Origin of the sequence: Paenibacillus turicensis, from assembly GCF_017873435.1 — a bacterium.
GTDB lineage: Bacteria > Bacillota > Bacilli > Paenibacillales > Paenibacillaceae > Fontibacillus > Fontibacillus turicensis.
Genome location: NZ_JAGGKG010000003.1, coordinates 1 through 22,225, shown reverse-complemented (window position 1 = coordinate 22,225; position 22,225 = coordinate 1). Strand labels below are relative to the sequence as shown.

The following is a 22,225-nucleotide window of genomic DNA, read 5'->3' as shown; positions in this document are numbered from 1 at the left end:
CCCTTTCAACGATACAATTATCGTAATAGAAAGCAGGGTTTACTAATACCCAACACATTTTAAACAAAACCATATAAAAATTAGAGATTTATGAAAGCGTTTTATTTATGCTGCTGTACCTATTTATTTTCACTTCGCGGAATATTAAATGAAATTTTCGTACCTTTTCCATACACACTCCAAATTTGCAAACCTGCCTGCTCTCCGTAGCACATCACAAGCCGTTGATGCACATTCCGTAATCCAATTCGGCTTCGTGTTGGCTCCTCTTGATCTGTAATAAGCTGCTGTACCTCTTCTAGTCGCTCAGGTGTAATTCCAAGTCCATCATCACTTACTTTTACCGTTACGATGTCAGAATCAGCAAGGATTTGTAATTTTACCGTGACGCCTTCTGGCTTATTTTCAAGCCCATGTACAACTGCATTTTCAACAAGAGGTTGGATTGCTAACGGTGGCAATAACATATTTAATAGAGCTGGATCAACATCTAATTCAAAATTCAAGCGTTCTTCATATCTAAATTTTTGAATGTGTAAATAGGAGTTAATCATTTCAATCTCTTCTTTTAAAGGGGCATACTCTCTGCCAATCTCTAAATTTTTACGCATAAGCTTGCCAAGTAAACGAACGACGTTCGCAATTTCTTTTTCACCTTTAAGATGGGCACTCATTCTAATTGATTCCAATGCGTTAAATAAAAAATGAGGATTAATCTGACTTGCCATCATTTTGAGCTTAATTTCTCTTTGGGCAAGCTCCAGCTTGTTGTTTTGCTCTGTTTTTTCTACAACCTGTTGCATTAAGGCGTTAATGTTATGAACCATATAGTTAAATTGACGGGAAAGCTGTCCAATCTCATCGTTACCATCGATACGAGACACAACAGATAAATCCCCTAATGCTAAACGATTTAGATGCCTGCTTAAGCGAAGTAATCTATTACTGGTGAGAAAGGATACGGTGTATACAAAAAAGGTAGCTATGATCAGCACGAGCAAAATCAGCACCAAACCAAAGAGACTCACCTTTCTTGATTCCTTAATAATCGATGAGGTGTTAAAAAATGAAATGATTTTTAATCCGTTCATGCTGTATCCAGGGATAAGCTGTTCTACAAACATATAGGAGGATTTACCTTCAATGTCTAACTGATGTACCCCGATTTTTTGCTTACTTAAATCGATACCATAGTGAAGTTGATTTTGCTTAAGACCAACCCACTCTTTATTTTTCGCGGCGACCACAAAACCTTGCTCATCCATAATGATCGTGTCAAATTGCTCCTGCAATAGTAATCGATTCAGCTCCTCTTGCTTTAAGCTAATCATAATGACACCGCTAACCCGATAATCTGGAAAGGAAAGCTGGCGCACAAGACTTAAACTATCAATGCTTGTATCCTCACTAGAGCGAACATAAAACCAACCCATCTCTCTACGATCCATGACGCTTTTATACCAATTTTGCGATACGATAGAAGGATTAGTAGGAATTATTTCAGTATTATTAATTAACGTTGGGTTATTAACGTAAAAGCGAATCCCCGTAATTTCACGATATAGACGCTTATAATTCGGAAATTCCTTATAGTCTAGATAGGCATTTGTCAGCTCAGACACATTGGTATAATTTGTAGTCACGACCTTTTTTAAAGCTTTATCTACCATCAGCGTATTGGAGATGGAAATCGGCACACGAAATAAGCTAGCCAACTGATTTTTTATTTTTTGAACATCGTTGCTAGCTTGAGAAATGGCCCGATCAGTCGCTTCTTTACTAAAATAATAAGTTATTCCTCCACCAATGATTAATATAGGAATGAGAACTACAAGTACAAACAAGGCAAAAAGCTTATGCTTCAGTTTAAGGTTGTTGGTTAGCTGGACGATGGCTTTGATCAATGGTTATCCTTCCTTTTCACGGATTAGTGGTTGACAACGAAGGTTGGTGGGAGCTACGAAACAGAGGGTGGTTTCAACCGCTGTTAAGTCCCCATTTTCTTATTTATCTTGTTTATATGTGATAGAAATGGGGCCTTAAAGGTGGGCGCTTTCGCTTCTCCACCATCCCTCTGTTCCTCCGCTACTGGGAGTGGGTTGTCAACCACTAATTAAAATGATGAAAATATAAGACCACGATGCGGGTGGGAGCTACGGAACTTAAAACTTGAATAAAAAGAGTTGTCTGCAAGCTACAGCAAGCTCACAAAACAACTCTTTGTCAAAGGAACTAATTTATTATTTCAATGTAATGTCAAACTCGATCGCACCTGAGAATGGCGCAACTGCAATGCGTCCTGCATCATCTAGTTTCACACTGTCAGAATTATTTGCACTATTGGCATTCTCGCTCACTGCGGCTTGCACCTCCGCAATAGACCCAAAGCCATGACATGAAACGTAGAATGGTTTACCTACTCCAGTCGCATTTACCTTCACGGAAGACCCTGTACGAGTTACAGTAACCTCAAGCTCTGTTTCTCCTTGCAAATTACGGACTTTACGCGATACCTCTGCACCATCCGCAATTTCAAATAGCCTCAATTCAACTTCATTGGCAAAATCGTAATCGGGTACGTTATTGTTGTTCCCAATAGCAAGGATGCTATTTTCACGAACAAATAATGGAAGACTCATAAAGTCATAGTTCTCTTTACGCCATTTGCCTCCCGCTACAGTATCACCTGTTAGCAAATGAGTCCATTTTCCCTCTGGCAAGAAGTAGCTTACATCCCCTTGCTCACTAAATACAGGTGCAACTAAAATCGAATCGCCTAACATATATTGACGATCTAACACCTCTGCCGCTGGATCGTTCGGGAACTCCAGAAGCATGGAGCGCATGGTTGGCACTCCCTTTTGTGAGGCTTCTACTGCAATATCATATAAGTAAGGCATCAAGCTACATTTAAGCTTCGTAAAGAAACGAGTTACGTTAACGGCTTCCTCATCATAAGCCCAAGGCACACGATAGGAGCTACTGCCATGTAAGCGGCTATGACTGGATAATAAACCAAATGCTAACCAACGTTTAAACACATGGGAAGGCGCCGTATTTTCAAAACCACCGATATCATGGCTCCAGAAGCCAAAGCCAGACATGCCAAGAGATAATCCACCACGTAAGCTTTCTGCCATTGACTCATAATCCGCATAGCAGTCCCCACCCCAATGCACAGGGAATTTTTGTCCGCCAACCGTCGCTGAGCGTGCAAACAATGTTGCCTCATTTTTACCGATTTTTTGCTCCAGCACTTCGAATACAACCTTATTATATAAATACGTATAATAGTTGTGCATTTTGACAGGGTCAGCACCATCATAATAAACGACGTCTGTCGGAATTCGTTCTCCAAAGTCGGTTTTAAAGCTATCCACGCCAGTATCCACCAGTTCACGCAAATATCCAGCAAACCACTCACAAGCGTCAGGATTCGTAAAGTCCACCAGCGCCATCGCTGGCTGCCATAAATCGACCTGATAAACATCACCATTTGGTTTTTTTACTAAATACCCCTTTGCCTTGCCTTCCTCAAATAAAACAGAGCGTTGTGCAATATAAGGATTGATCCACAGACATACCTTGAGCCCTTTTTCCTTCAGGCGGCTAATCATCCCAACAGGATCTGGAAATACATCCTCATCCCATTTAAAATCAGTCCAATGAAATCCCTTCATCCAAAAGCAATCAAAATGGAACACATGTAAAGGCAAATCACGTTCTGCCATGCCATCTACAAAGGAATTCACGGTAGCTTCATCATAATTGGTCGTAAATGAAGTGGTTAACCACAGCCCAAACGACCATGCAGGTGGAAGTGCTGGCTTACCTGTGAGCTCGGTATACTTTTCAAGCACCCCTTTTGGATCAGGGCCATCAATAACAAAATACTCTAGCGATTCGCCAGGTACACTAAATTGTACCTTTTTCACCTTTTCAGATGCCACCTCAAAAGAAACCGCGCCTGGATCATTCACTAAAATGCCATAACCTTTGTTCGTTAAATAAAACGGAATATTTTTGTAGGCTTGTTCGGAGCTTGTGCCTCCATCCTTATTCCAAATATCAACCATCTGACCATTTTTAATGAGTGCCGTAAATCGTTCACCTAACCCATAGACAAGCTCGCCAACACTTAAATCTAATTCCTCACGCATGTAAACGTTTCCGTTGTTTTCCATAATGTGAGACATCGATTTAAAACCACTTCCTGTAATCCGCTCTGTCCCGTTCCGCAAAAATTCAACAGACCATTGTGGCCCCTTGTGAATACGTACACTTAAATTGCCAGTTGTGAGCTGAGCATATTGTTCATTTTCTACAATGTCTACATCGGGATGACTAAGATTCAATTCAAAGGAAGGCCCATGATCAACAACGCCATCAAAATGAATTAATTTTACGCCGATAACACCCGGTAATGGAGAGTGAAATTGAACTGTTAGCAATGCGCCATTTATCGTATCTGCACGTCCTCTTATCGGCGCACCAGATGCAAATGCAGTAAGCATATTTTCCTTCTTCCAAAAATCATAGGCTTGAACTGCACTTAACAAGCTGTACTCTTCTCGAATCAGCCAATTTCCATCCGTAAATTTCATATCAAAATGTACCCCCTTCAAAAATTGTTCATACTTGCATTATACTGATAATATATTAAATGAACTTACATTATTCTCTTTATAAATAACACTATTTTGATTCTTTAGGAGGATTCATATGGATCAAGCTTTACGCCGAGCGCTGAAGGAAAGTCGGAGTCATGGCGATGAACGTCTGCCTTTCAGCCATTATTGTCTGACCTATGGTCCAGATGAGCATGTGATTGATTGCCATTGGCATGAAGAGGCGGAGTTTTTTTATTGTGTAGAGGGCGAAACGTTATTTCAAGTGGATACCGATTATTTTCCGGTTAAAGCAGGAGAAGGGGTGTTTATCGATGGGGGAGATATTCATGCTGCACACCCATTAGGTAATGTAGGCTGCACCTTTCGTTCGTTTGTGTTCCACCCTCATTTTTTGGCAAGTGCACACTATGATGCAGTACAGGAAAATATGATTTTACCATTACAGGAGCGCAAAGCGACCTTTCCTCGTCATATTACTTTAGATAGCTTAGGTGGGGCACAATTAGTACAGCATATTAGGGCGATTTTTGACTGCTGCGAGCAGCAGCATGCGGGGTATGAGGGAGCCATTAAGGGCCATCTCTATTTTATGTTAGCCGAGATTGCAAAAAACGATATCGCCTGTAACCGCACCATAAATAACCGCCTCCAATCCTCAAAAATAGAGCGACTAAAGACGGTCATTGTGTATATTCAGCAAAATTATAATATGCCAATCCGACTGGCGGAGCTAGCTGCTTTAATCCCGATGAGTGAAGGGCAGTTTTGTCGATTTTTCAAGTCGATGACTCGCCAAACGCCAATGGACTATATTAACTCGTATCGCATCCGACAAGCGGCTGATTTATTACGTGATGATGAACGCAAAATATCAGATATTGCGCTTGAAGTTGGCTATGATAACATTAGCTATTTTATTCGTGTTTTTAGAAAGGTGATGAGCTGCTCGCCTTCTGAATTCCGCAAAAGCATCAGCTAAGCGTTGAAGGGACCGGAGACAGAGGCAAAAAATTAACTAGAAGCCTCGGACTCTTTACGGTAAGCGGAGGGGGAAGTACCTACATACTTACGAAACTTTGTATGAAAATAGTCTACATTGGTGTAGCCAACCTTTTCCGCGACTTGGTACACCTTGTAGCCTTGCTCCAAAAAGTCCTTTGCCTTTTCAATTCTCACTTTATCTACATAAGTATTAAAATATTCCCCAGTCTCATTTTTAAATAACTTACCTAGGTATGCGCTATTATAGTTAAATACACCAGCTAACGTCTCTAGCTTTAAATTGTCACTATAGTTACGTTGAATCAGATCAAGCATAATTTTAACTTCCTGATGTTTTCCTTCCTGCCCTATATTGCTCATCATTTCTTTTACAATCAAATTCGCCTTTTCATATAGTTCATGTAAAGTACGTACCTCATAAATTTCTGCCAAAGCATCGCTAAACTCTACATTTTTTATATCCTGCTCACTTCTTTTTTGTACAAATTTAGTAAATACTACATTTAAAATTTCGGCAAAACGTTGCTTAATTATTTTTTCGTTAAAGCCCTCTGTTACAAAATATTGACCGATCCTATGAATTAGCTTTGCCGCTAGACTAGCATTACTAATATCAATCGCATAATATAATTTCTCTATGAAGGTTAACGTGTCTATTTTACTGAGCGCTTCAGAGGTATCCTGCTCATCAAGCTGATCATTATATTGATCCTCACATTGATTGGTAAGCTGATTACTTAAAATGTTGCCTTGGTCTAATATAAAATGCTGTCGAAGAAGCTCCTTCGCCTCCTCGAAGCAAGTCTTCACCTCGCGAAGCTCGTACCCCTTTGAGCTAATCGCTGCGGTAAAGTACGCTGCATCTGGTGTAACTATCTCTGCAATATAAGTATATAACTCCTGTAGCTCTACCTCTACAAGCGGTTGCTTTAATAACACCCCAACTAAGGAATGCATTGTAAAACAATATCCACGATTACTTTTTTCAAATAAATCAGCTAGCTTTTTTCTCAGCAATGCCGCTGTTGTTGTGTCAGATTCATCTTCATATTGTACAGATATCAATAAAATTTGATAGCTAGGCCACAACAGCCCTAACTCGTCTGCTTGATCATATAATATAAGCTCGTCTTCCGTTAATTGATCCTCATTTTTAGAGAGAGAATACGATGATTGTTCAATTAGATTCGTAATCAACGCCTCACGATTATATTCCTTCGCTGTATTATTCCTCTGCGTAGACATTTCCTTTAACTCTATCGCTTGCTTTATCGTTTCTAAATAACTAATTAACTCTTCTTCATCTACTGGCTTTAACAGGTAGCCATCTGCTCGATGAGTGATCGCTTTTTTGGCATAATCAAAGTCGGCATAACCACTTAATATTAAAATATGTAAATCATTATCCTTCTCACGTAACGCTTTAATTAATTGTATGCCATCCATACCTGGCATTCGAATATCGGCAATGACGAGATCCGGATGGTGTTGTTCATATTTACTTAACGCATCATAACCATTGGCAGCTGTATCTACAACGAGATAGCCGTAGGATTCCCAGTCAATAAAAAATTTTAATCCCTCGCGTAGCTTTGGCTCGTCATCCACAATTAATACTTTTATCATCCGTAGCTCCCCCCCTGTACAATGATGTAATTTGCTTCAAGATATTATCATTTATATGTAAAACACGTTTAATTTAGATTTGCTGTTAAATCTCACTTTTTTAATTCTATTATAGCAATACTGACTGTGCTAACTTCCATTTTCCTGTTGACTTGTTGCACTATTTTGATGCTAATGCAAAAAAAGCACCCATCACTAAATGTGATAGGCGCTTATGATTTAGTACTAAGTTCGAAGGAAAGCAGCTACGGTGCAGAGGGTGGCTTCGACCCCTGTTACAGCCTGTTTTTCTTGAATTAGATAGTTATCGGTTGAAAAACAGGCTGTAAAGGCGGACGTGTTCACTTCTCCACCATCCCTCTACCCCTTCGCTAGTTTTGCTTCCTCTCAACCAATACTGAATTAATACTGCTATTACTTATACAGCGTACTTTTAGTCTGCTTTTATTACCTTTATTTATCAAATCATATTTACTTAGCCATTGTTGCCTGGGATGCCAAAGTGAGGGGTTCCATCCTCATTCCAAGTGAAAATCTGCGCGCGTGCATGTCGGTTGGGATCATATAAGGGATCACCTTCGATGTCCTTATAGCTACGAGCATGATAAATGATTACATCTTGACCATCCTCTGATAGTGTAAAGCTGTTATGCCCCGGTCCATATCGCTGTGTTTGCTCATTGGTCTGAAATACAGGTGATGGCGACTTATGCCATGACGGTGGATCAAGCAGGTTAGCGCCTTCATCTGCCATGAGCAGTCCCATACAGTAGTTATGATCGGTAGCGCTAGCGGAGTAGGAAATAAAGATTTTTCCGTTACGCTTCAATACTGCCGCTCCTTCATTGACGCGAAAACCGATAATTTCCCAATCATATTCAGGGGTTGAGATCATAACCTGCTCGCCCGTTAACGTCCAAGGGTTGCTCATTTTAGAAATGTAGAGGTTGGAGTTCCCCTCAATTTCAGGATCCTTTTGTGCCCATACATAATATAGCTCTCCATTATGCTGAAAAGTTGTACCATCAAGGGCAAATGACTCCCATAGGGTTACGATTTGTCCTTTTTCCACCCAAGTCCCTTCTAGCGGATTTTCGGCTTCATTTTCTAGCACATACATCCGATGATCAAATAAGCCGTCTCTTGTTTCCGTTGTTCTAGCCGCCGCAAAATAAATGTACCATTTACCATTAATATAATGAATTTCAGGCGCCCAAATATTCGCACTTAGTGGCCCAGTATCGTATTTTCTCCAAGCAACAACAGGTTGTGCATCCTTTAACCCTGCTAACGTTGTGGAACGCCGTACCTCGATGAGATCATAAGCAGGCACGGAACCTGTAAAGTAATAATAACCATCACTATGCTTATATACCCAAGGGTCCGCACGTTGCTCCACAAGTGGGTCAGGATATTTAATTTGAGTTGTCATAGTTTCTCCTCCGTATCTTCAATTAGAGCTAATTTTCTTCCCCCATATGCTGACGCCTTGCTCATTAAGTCCTGTGAACACGAGGCAAGGGACACCCTTTTCCCAGTCCCATGCAGGGGATAAGGCGACGGTTTCTATTTTACCTTCACCTTGGGACAACGAATTCCATGTTAACTGTAAAGTTCGCTTATTTTCCTGTAGCGTCCATACGCCTGTGCCATGCACACCAGTAAATGTTCCATCCTTGAGCAATTCAAGCTCATCGGACTCGGCTTGCCCATCAAGGAAAGGGTCCTGCACAATACGTTGCCATTTACCGACAACCTCTACCTTCGGGACATCCTGCTCCTTTTCCCCCGCATAACGCTCTGGGGATACTAGCGGCCAGCCGTCTTCACTCCACAATATTTTACGAATATGCAAGTAAGCCCAGTTTTTATCGGCTTCCCCTCTGGCATGGTGAGCAATGTAATATTGTCCATCATCGTTAAGCACTGAATTGTGTCCTGGCGCAATCCAGCCCTCCTCCTCACCAAAACGATAACCACCTAAAAGCTTGGTTCCCACCTCATATTGGGGCTCATGCTGAGTATCTAGCATATTTCGACCATTAAAATCTAAATACGGCCCTGTAATAGAGTCTGAGCGCCCTACTCGCACATTGTAATTTTCAAATAAGGAATCATAGGAAACGAACAAATAATACTTTTTAAATTTTTCATTGTAAACGATGTAAGGCCCTTCTACTGCGCCGTTATTCACCGCTTTACTACGTGCGGCAATTTTTGGGCCAAAGCCTTGCTCCTTTGGTTTTCCACTTTCAGGATCTAATTCGATAATATGAATCCCATCAAAAAAGGAGCCATATACCATCCACATTTTCCCCTGTGCATCTGTCACCACATTGGCATCAATCGCATTTAATCCATCCGTACCTTTTGTACGAATGACGTTCCCTTTTTCTTCCCAAGGCCCCTCAATGGAGGGTGAAGTCACTAGTCCGATCATCGATTGTCTACTGCCAAAGGTTGATGCCGAATAATACAAACGATATTGATCCTTATATTTCACAATGTCAGGCGCCCATAGATTGGTCGCTTTCGTCCAAGTTTTTGCCTCCTGTGGTACACCGGGCAGCGCATAGTCCACCCATTTCCAATGGATAAGATCATCGGAACGACGAACCATCACACCTGCACGCGGCTCCCCGCCCACCTTTATATCGGTAGAAAAAATGTAGTAGCCCTTATCCGTCTTAATGATGCTTGGATCATGAGTATTAACCGTCTCCCATGCCGATTCATTATTGATGTTAGACACATCATACATCGGGAACTCTCCGGGTGACTCTGGATACACTAGCGGAGGTGTAGCTGAATCAGAAGAAGCTCCACATCCCCCAAGGCCAAGCATTAGCAACATAGCCATACAACACAGCACCACCATTCTCATTTTGAATGACCAATTTCTCATCCTCATCCCTTCACACCTGAGATTGCAACGGATTCAATAATCTGTTTCTGGAAAATTAAAAATGTAATCAACACAGGTAACAACGCCACAACAGAAGCCGCCATAATTAACGGGTAATCGGTTTGAATGGCATACGTCGCATTGTAGTTCGCAATGACGAGCTGGAGCGTCTGCTTTTCAGGTGAATTCAAATAAATAATTGGTGCTAAATAGTCATTCCAAATGCCCATAAACCACAAAATAAGCTGTGCGGCTACCGCTGGTTTAATTAGTGGGAAGGTAATCGTTGAAAATAATCTGAAGTAAGAGCTACCATCTATTTTTGCCGCTTCAATAATTTCATCAGGCACACTCATTAAATATTGGCGAATAAAAAAGATCATGATGATATTTCCGAACAAGCCTGGCACAATTAAAGGAAGTAAGGTGTCTACCCATTCGATTTTTGAGAAAAACATAAATTGCGGAATCATTACCGCAGGATAAGGAATCATAATCGCAGCTAGCAGCAATAAAAAGATTTTATTTTTATGCGGAAATTTGAGCTTCGCAAAAGAAAAGGCGGCTAAGCTTGATGTAAATGTCCCCACAATCGTTACACTTAAAGCCACAATTAAGCTATTTTTAATCCCATCTAGCAAAGGCCCCTTCTCCCAAATTTCACTATATTTAATCCAATTGATGGTGTCAGGTATCCATTTAGGTGGTAATGCAAACACATCTTGCTTTTCCTTCACAGAGGTGGTAACCATCCAAAGCAATGGGGCAATCATAAATACTGCACCAATCGCCAAAACGATAAAAATAATCGTATTTATAAGCTTTACTTTTTGTGAATGCGACACGTGTTGTTCCTCCTTTCTGTCCTCATCAAGCCAGATCGCTAGACGATTTCTCATTCATTCTAAATTGAATTAAAGTGACTACAAAAATGAATAAGCCTAGCACAACCGCCATAGCGGACGCATACCCCATTTGCAGGTTGCCAAATGCTTTATCCCAAATATAAAATACGACCGAAGCGGAGGAGAATTCTGTTCCCCCTTTTGGTGTCATAATGTTAATTTCCGTAAATATTTGCGAGCCTCCAATGATATTCGTCACCACAATAAAGAAGGTAACAGGCTTCACCATCGGCCAAGTAATATGTCTAAATGCTTTAAAGCCACTAGCTCCATCCAGCTCTGCCGCTTCATAATATGTTTTAGGCACGCTTTGCAACGCCGCTAAGTATAGGAGCATCGTATAACCTAACCCTTTCCATACCGTCATTAAGATGATGGCAGGCTTAATGCTGTGCTTATTCATCAGCCAGTTTGGACCGTCAATACCAAACAAAGCAAGAAACTGATTGACTAATCCATAATCGCCGTTATACGCCCAGTTCCATAGAATTGAAATCGCGGCAAGTGATGAAATGACTGGGATATAATAAATGACGCGGAACGTGGTGGTTCCTGGGATTTTACGATTTAAACCTAACGCTAGCAATAGCGCTAACACGATACCAATCGGAATCCCAATCATATAAAATACAGTATTAAATGCTGCTTTATAAAATAGCTCGTCACTAAATACGTCTTTAAAATTGTCGAAGCCAACAAAGTTCATGCTCCCTAAGCCGTCCCAATCTGTTAATGAGCCATAAAAGGAATAAACTACAGGGAAAAGTGTAAATATTAACAATCCAAGCACTGGAGGAAGAATAAATAAATATCCATATATTCGTTCCTTCCTGTAAAGGTTGGATTTTGCCTTCATTTTCTTCACCTCTTATGATGCAGAATTAAAATGATGTTAGCCTCAGTATTTAATTGGAGACTAACATCACTTCATTACTTTTAAATGTGGGTAACACTACGTATTTGTTGTGCCACCTCAGTTACTTTTTAGACTTCTTCTCCTGCTCAATCGCTTTATCTAACAGCTTTTGCATTTTTGGTTGCTCTTCCTTCACATATTGCTCCGCTGTAATTTTGCCATCTAATACAGGTTGAATGTCAGTGAAAAATAAGTTGTACCATTCTGCATTATAGGTGTAGTGACCTGGCAATACACGTCCATAATCCTCGACAATTTGTAAAAACTCTTCTTTGTTCGCTGGTTTTGTAGTTGAATTTTTAGCCCATTCTTGTGCCATATCGATTAGGTTAGGAATTTGTACCTTCGCATTGACAAGCTGCTCCATGCCTTCACGTGAAGCGGTTAAGTAGTTGACTAGCTCCACTGCTTCCTCTGGTGCTTTGGATTTGCTTGAAACCCCAATACCTAATGAGCCAGTCCAAGTTGCTGATTTTCCTGTTGAACCTGCTGGGTAAGGAATTAAATCATAGTTAAAAGGCAATGTTTCGTACGTAGACATATCCCAAGGACCTACAGGGAAAAAGCCCATTTCACCTTTCATCCAACGTTGATACGTATCCAAGGTTTGAGAATCCTCAATGGAAGGTGTCACCTTATGCACATTTTGTAGGTCAGCAAAATATTGCAATGCTTCTGCAAATTTCGGATCATCAATGGTCACTTTTGTTTTAGTTTCATCAATCCAGTCCGCACCGTTACTCCATACAAATGATTGTAATGCCCAGTTCACGTTAAAGCCTGAACCATATTGATCTGGCTTGCCATCTCCATTGGTGTCCTTGGTCAGCTTTTTATTGATATCTACAAATTCATCCCAAGTCATTGGTTTATCTTTATCAGGGAGTGGAATGCCTTCTTTTTCAAACATCGTTTTGTTATAACCTAATGCAAATGGACCTACATCCTTTGGCATCCCATAAATATCGCCTTGACCCGCCATGTTGCCATCATAACGATACAAATCGATTCCGTATTTCCATATATTGTTGAGGTCTACTTTTTCATTTTTGTCCAAATAAGGAGTTAAGTTAAGTAAGATGCCACTGTTGACATACGCCTTCAAATCTCCAGATTCAAAATAAAATACATCCGGCATTTTGTTACCTGTGATCGCTGCCTTCAGCTTCGTTGCATATTGATCCGCAGCCGTCACGATGATTTTTACTTTCACACCTGGATGATCATCTTCAAACTTTTTAACTACATTTTTATAAGCCGTTTGCTCATCGGGTCCTCCTCTAAACATAAACGTTAATTCCTTATTTCCTGAGCCTGAGTCGCCTTTACCGCCACTGTTGGCGTTTTTACTCCCCCCACAGCCCGCTAACACAAGTGAAAGCACTAAAATTAGAGAAGTGAGAACAAACCAGCTTTTTTTCTTTAACATCTGAGAACCCCTCCTAAAAAAATTCTAATTACTTAGCTATAACAGGGTTATAACTGTTTTAATAAACTATAAATAATTTTATAAACGCATATATGAATCCGCTTACAAATATAAAATAACATAGATCAAAACTGTTGTAAACATAAAGATATAAACCTTTTTATATTTATCTAAACTTAATGTAAAAACACACTAATTATTTGCATATAATAGTAATTTAATGGTTATTTGAGTCTATTTATTTTATATTAATATAAAACAATCCTCTATGTAATAATTAAAATTTATTATTTATAGTCATTATACCAGAAAACACGATAAAAACTTTATAAAAATCGCGCGTTAGTTTATACTAATATAAAACAAATGCAATATCACGAGGAAGAAGGTTATTTTTACAATGATCTATATCAAGGACTTGATGAGTGGAATAGATATTTTTAAAGCGTTAAGCTCCGAAATACGGATTCAAATTATTGAACTGCTTGCTAAAAATCAGTCCCTTAATCTTAATGAACTTGCAACAAGGCTGAATTTAAGCAACGGGGCTATTACAATGCATATTAAGAAGCTAGAGGAAAGTGGACTCATCGAGATCAATACCTCTGTTGGGAAGCATGGCATTCAAAAGCTGTGTTATTTAAATAAGGATAAATTAATGGTGGATTTGCAAAGTAAGGATGTAACTAATTTGTACGAGGTGGAAATACAGGTCGGACATTATAGTGATTATCAAGCGGTGCCTACCTGTGGCTTAGCGACAAAGGACAGCATTATTGGTGATTTTGATGATCCACGTTATTTTGCTGATCCACAGCGGATAAATTCTGAAATCATTTGGTTAGCGGACGGATATTTAGAATATCGTATTCCTAACTATTTGAAGCCTAATCAAACGTTTCGGGAAATTCAGTTTTCAATGGAGCTTAGCTCAGAAGCGCCCGGCTTCTCGAACAATTATCCATCTGATATTTATTTCTACATTAATGGAATTGAAATTGGATTTTGGACGAGTCCAGGGGATTTTGGGGATGCACGTGGGACGTTTACACCTGACTGGTGGCCTCCTCACCTCAATCAATACGGTATGCTGAAGCTGATTCGCATCAACCAAGAAGGTAGCTTTATTGATGGCTGTCGAATTTCAGACGTTACGTTGTCGCAAATTGGATTAGATTATAAAAGTGACATTACACTGCGAATTGCGGTGACGGATCAACCAATAAATAAAAGAGGGCTTACGATTTATGGCAAGCATTTTGGCAACTACAGCCAAGAGCTAATTGCACGGGTGTTGTACGATGTGGAGGATGATTTGAGTGGTCAGTCGATGAATGAGAAATTATAAGCAAAAAAAAGAATAAATGGGATAAATAAATTATAGTTTACTTATAGAGGTTACTTGTAAAGTTACACAAAATGAAGACGTATGGTATAATGGAAGCACAAAAAGCTTAAGCTAAAGAAAAGCCACGATGCTGTAACATCGTGACTTATAACAAAGGCCAGTGGGCAACCACGGCGAGTTATTCAAGTAAAGAGAAAAACCACCGGTAAGGGAGCCAACCTATCGCCGGTGGTTTTTCTTGATTTTACGTGTTTTCTTCTCTTTATTACTTCCAAGCAGACTTAACATACTTGAGAGAATACCGACTACTTTTAGTAGCACGTCAAGAATTTTCACTATAAGATCAAGTGACACAGCGTCACCTCCTTTCGGAAGAGTCGCCGTGTCAGTAATCCCACCGGTTACTTTGTCCCTTTTAGTATACCATAATTTACAATCTAGCCTCATAAGGTTGGTATCTTTTATGTGAAATCAATATATGTAAATAAGACCCTAAAATGCTAATAAAAGCATTCTAAGGTCTTCTTATCTCAGCGTCTATGATCTAGGAGTCTATGACTCACAAACGTTGTCAAAATCTACTTAAGTTTAACTTTTACACTTTTTACTTTTTAAAAATACCAAATGGCTTACCCACTGGCAGGAATACCTTGCCAAAATGAGTATTTAGCACAGCTGCTCCGCAACCATATAATGAAACAATCGCAATCGCTAACTCCGCAAACGCAGCAACTTCATGGAAGAACCCATTGCCCACGCCAAAGGAATCTAATGATAATCCTAAAAATAAAAAGTCAATGAGTAAAAAAATCGTAAATAATACTTTGTGTGTCTCCATTGCCCCAATGGTCATAAACACAGTGAAAATAAAATAACCTGCAAATGCAAAACCAAGCTGCTTAACATCGATTTGTGAAGCTAATGCTTCTCCAAATACGCCCATCTTCACGAGCCAGCTTGCACCCATGCCAAACCAGAAAAATGCATATGCACCAAATGCGGTCATACCAAATGTATTATTATGCTTCGCATCCTGAATCGCTGCAAATAATTGTGCAAATGCGCCTAAAAAGATTGCCCATGGAACAGCGTATCCTAACCCCGTAGTGATTCCAAGCTTTTGTGATGAAGCTACTAAGGTTACAATCGCAAGACCAAACAACCCGATTGCACTAGGGTCTGCACTCACGATTTTGACATGCTGTGTTGATTGTGATGACATACTTAACCGATCCCCCATTTTATCTATAAAAATATTTATTATTGTCTTCGATTGTTACGACAAACCTAAGACACGCCGTCTATCATATCACACGTTAGGAACTTAGCCTATATGAATATTCATGGAATAAATATATTTAGCTACTTTAACCAACTACATTGTTACATTATTAATATATTAGTATGAAAACTTGAGATTTTTACACTTACATGATTAGATGTACAGGGTGAAACTTGAACCTTCACATATAATGTGATTGCTTAGTGGTGACACTAAAGTCTTAATGAAATGTTTCCTATATAAATAAGAAATTAAACGAAACTGGACATTGGAAGGATTGTGATTGGACATGAATGTTGTAAAAACGCGCATGATGGAAGTGCTATCTGTCATACTTGGCTCTTTTATTTTTGCGCTGGGAATAAATTTATTTGTCATTCCCCATGAGTTTGGCGAAGGTGGCGTAACAGGTGTTACCATCATTTTGTATTACTTATTCGCATTTCAGCCCTGGCTCACGAGCTTAATTATTAATTCCTGCCTCATTTTAATTGGATACAAATTTCTTGGGAAGCTAACTACTTTATATACGATTATTGCTGTGGCGGCACATTCCTTTTTCCTCGGTATTAGTCACAACTGGAGTATTACATCTAATGAACCGATGATCAATGCCATTTTTGGAGGCTTAATGGTCGGTTTGGGAATTGGGCTGATTGTGCGTGCAGGGGGCACGTCTGCGGGGACGGTTATTTTAGCCAGACTGATGAACAAATATTTAAACTGGAATATTAGCTATGCTTTATTATTTTTTGATCTTATCGTCGCTTTCTCCTGTTACTTTATTATTGGTGCAGAAAAACTCATGCTAACGATCGTCATGTTATTTGTGGGGACAAAGGTAATGGACTTTGTGGTCGAAGGCTTAAACCCGAAAAAAGCAGTTACCATTATATCTGAAAAACAGGATGAAATTGCAGAGCAGGTTAGCCACGTTTTAGATCGTGGTGTTACGGTGCTAACCGGATACGGTTATTATACGAAGTTGCCTAAAGAAGTGCTGTATACCGTCATTAACAAGCAAGAGGTTACGACGTTGAAAAAGATCATTCGCAAAACCGATAAAAATGCGTTTGTGACGATTCATGATGCAAGAGATGTGTTTGGGGAAGGGTTTGTGGATATATCGAAGTAGAGACGAAGGCTGTAAATTAGTGATTGACACTTTCACTGTGAAGGTGGTTGCTGCGCTCCAGAGGGTTCTTGCGATCGTTGTTGAAACCAGATTTCTTCCATTAGATTAAATTCTATAGTAGAAATCTGGTTTCAAATACGAATATTTCATTCTCCAGAATCCCTCTGTCCCTTCGCTAATGTGAGTTGGTGTCAACCACTAATTTAAGTGAGGGGCAGGGAGAGAAAAGCATAAAGCCAAGCTGTTCACAAGTACAGTAAAACAATGTGAATAGCTTGGCTTTTTTATTTATCTTGGGTTTGTTGCTACTTATCGCTTAGCAACTAAATTCATAGACCGAGGTGAAAAATATAACGATTTTATATTATCGTACTTTTTCAATTTACAACATTTCAAACCTTTAAAACCTTTCAAACCTTTAAAGCCTTTTAAATCTTTTAAGCATTCATATGATTCAAAACATTCTAACATTTTAAATACTTTATACACTTTGAAGAATGATTTATACTTTCCGTACAGGTCGAATGTACTTCCAAAAGCGGGTTGGGTCATGGTAAAAGTAGGCTACTCTCCCTGGTGAAGTGTCAAAGCAATAACCTGTGCCTGCATAATCAAAAGTAGCGACTGCCAGATCCACTGTGTCCTCCACAATCCGATTTTCTTTTTCATAATCAAATGGGCCATGTTCAAACACGATGTATTCCGCTTCAGGAACGTCCATCATCAGCATTTGGGGTGGCACTTCCCCGTCATAATCAGCGGCAAGACGCACGCCATAAAATTCGGCACGAGGAACAGCATAACAATCAAACTTGCGAGCCTCTGGATCATGAATGTATCCCAACACCTGACCAGATCCCCCGTTACAAATCCCTGTATCATCCCCTAGGTCATCTAGCTTTCCTTTCACACTATCCAGTAACCCACAAATGGTATCACAATCTTGTCCTGGTACAGTGCTTTGCTTTTGCCAAAAATCCCAATAGCCGTTACTTTCATAGTTTTTAACGTACAAAAGCTTATGGGCGGGAATCGTTACAAAATAAATCTTAACATCCTCCGTAGATTTTACCATTCCAATCTCTCCAATACCTAAAAAGTAGCGGTCAAAGGGGAGTATTTTTGTACGGAGCACCACAGGCAAAGGGTGTTTACGATACTCGATTGGCGCAACACCATAGGTGCCTTTGAAGGCTCTTGTAAAAGCTTCATGCGAGGAAAAGCCATAATCAAAGGCAATATCAACAATGCTTTTTTCGCTATCTCGCACCTCTTTTAACGCAAAAGCTAGCTTTCTCAGCCGCAAATAATCTCTAAACTGTATGCCCGATATTTCCTTAAATTTTCTCGTTGTATGGAACTCGGAATAACCCAGCTTGCTAGACAAAGAAGACAGAGTTAGCGCTTCATCGTTACGCTCTTTAATACATTCGTCAATTTCATTTACAATGATGTTGATCTGCTTATGCCACTCGTACATGAATTGTTCACCTCGTTTCAACCACTCTACAGCCATTATAGGATAATGGAGATGGTGTGCCTTGATTTTAGTTGCTGAGATTGAGGGGATGGGGATATTTATAGATAACACAAGATATCATTCATAAGGTTATTAGAGTTATTCAAAATATTGACCCTCAGTTTTTACAATAACAGGTAAGAAATTAGGAATCAAACTACTGCTTAAAAACTTGAGTAAGAATTTTTAGTTTATTATGAAATTTCTCTATCATTTTCAACTTGCTAAATTGATAAATGGTTTGACAACTGAATATAACTATTGTAAAATTAAGGTAACAGATCCCACCACGCCTCTTAACAATGCGTACCAAGGTGGGCCTTTTTATTATTCGGGGGAATTCTATGAATCCACAAATAGCTCTTGGGCTTAAGCCACCTGCTACTTTCGAAGAACAAATTGTAATTCTAAAAAAACGAGGCCTTATAATAGATGATGAAGATGCTGCTCTTAAAACATTGCAGAGAATTAATTATTACCGTCTGAGCGCATATGGGTTGAGTCTCAAAAGCAATGATCGATTTCACTCCGGAGTAACATTTACCCAAATCCATGCCATATATGAATTTGATCATCGTTTACGCTACTTGATTATGGACCTAACAGAGCAAGTAGAAATTTCTTTTCGCACTCATATTTCTTATCACATTGCTCATACATATGGCGCCTTAGGACATTTGGAATCATCACATTTTGAAAATGAAAACTATCATGAGACTTTTGTTACTGAATTGAATAAGGAAATCAGTCGATCTCAAGAAATATTTATTAAGCACCATTTCAGTAAATATGAAGGAAACATCCCCATTTGGGTAGCAATTGAAATACTCTCGTTCGGAACTCTTTCAAAGTTGTACTCTAATATGAAAAATGAAGATAAGAATTATATTGCAAAAAACAATTATCAAGCACCAGCAATTTATCTTGAGAGTTGGCTTAAATGCCTATCTTATGTTCGTAATATATGTGCTCACTATGGCAGATTATATAACCGATCGTTTACAAGCAAGCCAAGACTGGATCATAAATCCAAAAAGCTGCGTATTAAGCAAAACCGAATTTTTGCTCACCTTTATGTTCTTAAACATCTAATTCCTGAACAAAAGAAATGGAATAATTTTGTGATACGGTTGGAAGCGTTACTTAACGAATATAATGACTTTATAGAGTTAGAACGAATTGGATTTCCTGAGGATTGGGAAGCGATCTTAATCAAACAAAAGTTAAATTAATATTTCACCAATTCTATGTGGGACATTGTAGAGATATACAAATTTTCTGAATTGTATAAAACAAGCCACATCCATATACTAGATGCGGCTTGTCCCTACTCTCTGTTAAAATTCAAAACAATGATTAAGCCCCACCATGCTGAGAATTAACTTGAATACCTAATGGACTCGATTGACTTGGTTGACTTGCTTCGACTAAACCTGAGGATATACACACCATGCTTAAAAGTAACATCACTATAATTTTTTTCTTCATACCTTCTCTAGCACCTCGCTAATTATATTTTTAAACTTTTCATTGATCTCCTCAGAAGCTGAACCTCTCACTTGCTCAAACAAAGCCATAAATTTAACAATATTTATTTCCTTGTGGAGAAATATAGAGTTTTTAAGTCCGTGTATTAAAATGTTTAACCCCTGTGTATGCTTTCTTCTATTTAAATAGTAACAGGTTAGTTCATATAAAAAGGTATTGTAACTGTCAAAGAGAACTTGTCCTTTGTAAAGATCATTGTCTAAGCGAGATGGGTAGACTTCTAATTCTGCTTCTAACTTGTTTCTAAACTCTCTTAAAATATAATCTACATTAAGATGATATCGATTTGCAGCAAATACAATATTAAACAGTCCTGTAACCATTTCATCTGGGTGTTGTTTAAGAAACTCTGTGTATTCTGATAGTACACAACATTCGCCATTCATCAGCTTATTCGCATATATATTTGCCTTTGACCACCTCCTAAAGAGAGTTTTCCAATAGTTTGTACCCTCATCCTGCTCCTGCACCCAACTCAAATCCGCATATTGGTATGTATAGCGAAGCGCACCCTCAAAGTCCTTCCTTCCCTCACAAACCTCTGCGAGCAGCAGCTTGCTATAGGTAATATATACAAAAAGCGGTCTACTTAACTGAATAGGATTGCGATTTTCTCTTTTTTTGCTGAAATAGTGAAGGTTCGCCTTATACTCCATTTCCTTCGCGAACAGCTCCACCTGCTCCCAATTTCTAAGCGAACGGTAGACATTCGCCAAATCCTTCAAGGCATCCAGTTGCTCCCACTCATCTAAGCGATCGACAAACGGTTCAAACTGACTCGCAACCTTGTAATTATCAACTTGGCTTTTTCCTAATTTAATTTTAAAAAGACGATACTGACACACGGCAAGACGCTCAGAATATTGCTTCTCCTCACTTAAAGCTATGTTTTCATACAAGGTTTCTGCTAAAGCATAATTGCCTTCCTTAAACAACTTCTCCGCCAGTTCAAACAATAAATTACAGTAGATAGAATGCTCCATTAATATATTTACAACCTTGTTAAAGCAATCTATTTTGCCAATTTCTACACAACGATTTAGATAAGGACCAATTCGGCGCCAGTTTGGGGTTCGATCACGCAAGTAATCCTCAATATATTGCTCATAAAAATAACCTTCAGGATACCCCATCACTTCGGTAAGCTTGTCTAAGTTGTACACTGTAATAATTCGTTGACCGTTAAAAAAATATGTCACTGTTCCAGGGTTAACCCCGATCAGCTCGGCAAATTGCCGACCATTTAAATAATTTTGCTTCATGTAGTTTTCCATGACGGCTAGGATAGTAGATGATTTCACGACACCACCTCTTAAATAAATGATTCAGTACAAATTAAAAAAGAATTCAAAACCCACAATTCAAAATGTATGTTAGAGTATTATTTGTATAATTCAACCATAAACCTATAGGTTAATATTGTCAATAAGTTAAATTATGAAAATAAAAAAAACGGAGCAAATATACCTAAAAGTTGGTATATTGCTCCGTTTATCGGTAGCTTGACTTAGCTACTTATTGTCTAACTTTATAATTTTATTGTATTGCTTAATCCTGTTTCATTTGCTGAATGGATTCTTGAAGTCGTTTAAAGCTCTTTATCCTTCGTATTTCCATCTCGTTTATTAAAGGCTAATTCAAATAATCCCGTCGCACTCAAACCGGCAAGTCCTCCAGACCATAAACGCAATACTAAATCCATGTCTGTAAAGGGATATGCGACCACACCGATCAGCAAGCCAACTAAAATGCCTACAAGCGGTACAAGGTTTTTGTTGATGTTGAGCGTCGTTTTTACAAGCTGTACGATGGACATCACAAATACGGCAAGAATAGATGCAAAGGATAATACTTGAGTTAAAATGGCGTTATTCATTTTTATTTCCTCCCACTATAAATTAATATTTTCTCTTGTTTGCTCACTCGTTCTCAGGTTTTCATTCATTGACAGAATGGCAGTTGGAGAAGTCATGTAAGAA

The 22,225-nt window shown here is 39.0% G+C and carries 17 protein-coding genes; 4 read left to right on the top strand and 13 right to left on the bottom strand.

Annotated elements, in window-relative coordinates:
* Nucleotides 1-119 precede the first annotated feature (119 nt).
* Entirely contained in the window at nucleotides 120-1,904 is a 1,785-nt protein-coding gene (locus tag J2Z32_RS04165; RefSeq protein WP_210087920.1) for a sensor histidine kinase, read from the bottom strand.
* A 336-nt stretch (nucleotides 1,905-2,240) separates the two neighbouring features.
* Complete coding sequence (yicI, locus tag J2Z32_RS04160; RefSeq protein ID WP_210087919.1) at nucleotides 2,241-4,604, bottom strand: alpha-xylosidase; 2,364 nt, start codon at nucleotides 4,602-4,604, stop codon at nucleotides 2,241-2,243.
* Nucleotides 4,605-4,722: 118 nt separating this feature from the next.
* Between yicI and J2Z32_RS04155 the strand changes: the two genes are divergently transcribed.
* Nucleotides 4,723-5,610, top strand: coding sequence for an AraC family transcriptional regulator (locus J2Z32_RS04155; protein ID WP_210087918.1), 888 nt, complete (start codon nucleotides 4,723-4,725; stop codon nucleotides 5,608-5,610).
* A 32-nt stretch (nucleotides 5,611-5,642) separates the two neighbouring features.
* On the opposite strand, the gene J2Z32_RS04150 is transcribed toward J2Z32_RS04155, so the two are convergent.
* The 6 genes from J2Z32_RS04150 to J2Z32_RS04125 all read right to left on the bottom strand — a co-directional run bounded on the left by J2Z32_RS04150 (nucleotide 5,643) and on the right by J2Z32_RS04125 (nucleotide 13,414).
* Nucleotides 5,643-7,259 carry a response regulator transcription factor gene (locus tag J2Z32_RS04150; protein ID WP_210087917.1) on the bottom strand — a complete coding sequence of 539 codons (1,617 nt, stop codon included), beginning with the start codon at nucleotides 7,257-7,259 and terminating at the stop codon, nucleotides 5,643-5,645.
* 475 nt (nucleotides 7,260-7,734) lie between these two features.
* Entirely contained in the window at nucleotides 7,735-8,691 is a 957-nt protein-coding gene (locus J2Z32_RS04145) for a glycoside hydrolase family 43 protein (protein ID WP_210087916.1), read from the bottom strand.
* 18 nt (nucleotides 8,692-8,709) lie between these two features.
* On the bottom strand, nucleotides 8,710-10,119 hold the full coding sequence (locus J2Z32_RS04140; RefSeq protein ID WP_210087915.1) for an arabinan endo-1,5-alpha-L-arabinosidase: 1,410 nt from the start codon (nucleotides 10,117-10,119) through the stop codon (nucleotides 8,710-8,712).
* A gap of 47 nt (nucleotides 10,120-10,166) precedes the next feature.
* Complete coding sequence (locus J2Z32_RS04135; RefSeq protein WP_210087914.1) at nucleotides 10,167-11,009, bottom strand: carbohydrate ABC transporter permease; 843 nt, start codon at nucleotides 11,007-11,009, stop codon at nucleotides 10,167-10,169.
* Nucleotides 11,010-11,034: 25 nt separating this feature from the next.
* Nucleotides 11,035-11,925 (bottom strand): carbohydrate ABC transporter permease, encoded by an 891-nt coding sequence (locus tag J2Z32_RS04130; RefSeq protein WP_210087913.1) that lies wholly within the window; start codon nucleotides 11,923-11,925, stop codon nucleotides 11,035-11,037.
* A 121-nt stretch (nucleotides 11,926-12,046) separates the two neighbouring features.
* Complete coding sequence (locus J2Z32_RS04125) at nucleotides 12,047-13,414, bottom strand: ABC transporter substrate-binding protein (RefSeq protein WP_210087912.1); 1,368 nt, start codon at nucleotides 13,412-13,414, stop codon at nucleotides 12,047-12,049.
* A gap of 400 nt (nucleotides 13,415-13,814) precedes the next feature.
* Between J2Z32_RS04125 and J2Z32_RS04120 the strand changes: the two genes are divergently transcribed.
* A complete protein-coding gene (locus J2Z32_RS04120) occupies nucleotides 13,815-14,762 on the top strand; it encodes an ArsR/SmtB family transcription factor (RefSeq protein WP_210087911.1) in 948 nt (315 codons plus the stop codon).
* Between the two features lie 604 nt (nucleotides 14,763-15,366).
* Here J2Z32_RS04120 and J2Z32_RS04115 read toward each other — a convergent pair.
* On the bottom strand, nucleotides 15,367-15,984 hold the full coding sequence (locus J2Z32_RS04115; RefSeq protein ID WP_210087910.1) for an acetate uptake transporter: 618 nt from the start codon (nucleotides 15,982-15,984) through the stop codon (nucleotides 15,367-15,369).
* A gap of 349 nt (nucleotides 15,985-16,333) precedes the next feature.
* Between J2Z32_RS04115 and J2Z32_RS04110 the strand changes: the two genes are divergently transcribed.
* Nucleotides 16,334-17,179, top strand: coding sequence for a YitT family protein (locus J2Z32_RS04110; protein ID WP_210087909.1), 846 nt, complete (start codon nucleotides 16,334-16,336; stop codon nucleotides 17,177-17,179).
* A gap of 502 nt (nucleotides 17,180-17,681) precedes the next feature.
* Here J2Z32_RS04110 and J2Z32_RS04105 read toward each other — a convergent pair.
* On the bottom strand, nucleotides 17,682-18,659 hold the full coding sequence (locus tag J2Z32_RS04105; RefSeq protein ID WP_210087908.1) for a helix-turn-helix transcriptional regulator: 978 nt from the start codon (nucleotides 18,657-18,659) through the stop codon (nucleotides 17,682-17,684).
* Between the two features lie 383 nt (nucleotides 18,660-19,042).
* Here J2Z32_RS04105 and J2Z32_RS04100 point away from each other — a divergent pair, with 383 nt between their 5' ends.
* On the top strand, nucleotides 19,043-19,930 hold the full coding sequence (locus J2Z32_RS04100) for an Abi family protein (RefSeq protein WP_210087907.1): 888 nt from the start codon (nucleotides 19,043-19,045) through the stop codon (nucleotides 19,928-19,930).
* Nucleotides 19,931-20,054: 124 nt separating this feature from the next.
* Here the strand turns inward: J2Z32_RS04100 and J2Z32_RS22490 are convergent, their stop codons facing one another.
* The 3 genes from J2Z32_RS22490 to J2Z32_RS04090 form a co-directional block, all read right to left on the bottom strand.
* Nucleotides 20,055-20,186: a hypothetical protein gene (locus J2Z32_RS22490; RefSeq protein ID WP_280921100.1), complete on the bottom strand. Its 132-nt coding sequence runs from the start codon at nucleotides 20,184-20,186 to the stop codon at nucleotides 20,055-20,057.
* Nucleotides 20,183-21,547 (bottom strand): helix-turn-helix domain-containing protein, encoded by a 1,365-nt coding sequence (locus J2Z32_RS04095; protein ID WP_210087906.1) that lies wholly within the window; start codon nucleotides 21,545-21,547, stop codon nucleotides 20,183-20,185. Before J2Z32_RS04095 ends, J2Z32_RS22490 begins: the two co-directional genes overlap by 4 nt.
* Before the next feature lie 287 nt (nucleotides 21,548-21,834).
* Nucleotides 21,835-22,122 (bottom strand): holin, encoded by a 288-nt coding sequence (locus tag J2Z32_RS04090; protein WP_210087905.1) that lies wholly within the window; start codon nucleotides 22,120-22,122, stop codon nucleotides 21,835-21,837.
* Nucleotides 22,123-22,225: the final 103 nt, after the last annotated feature.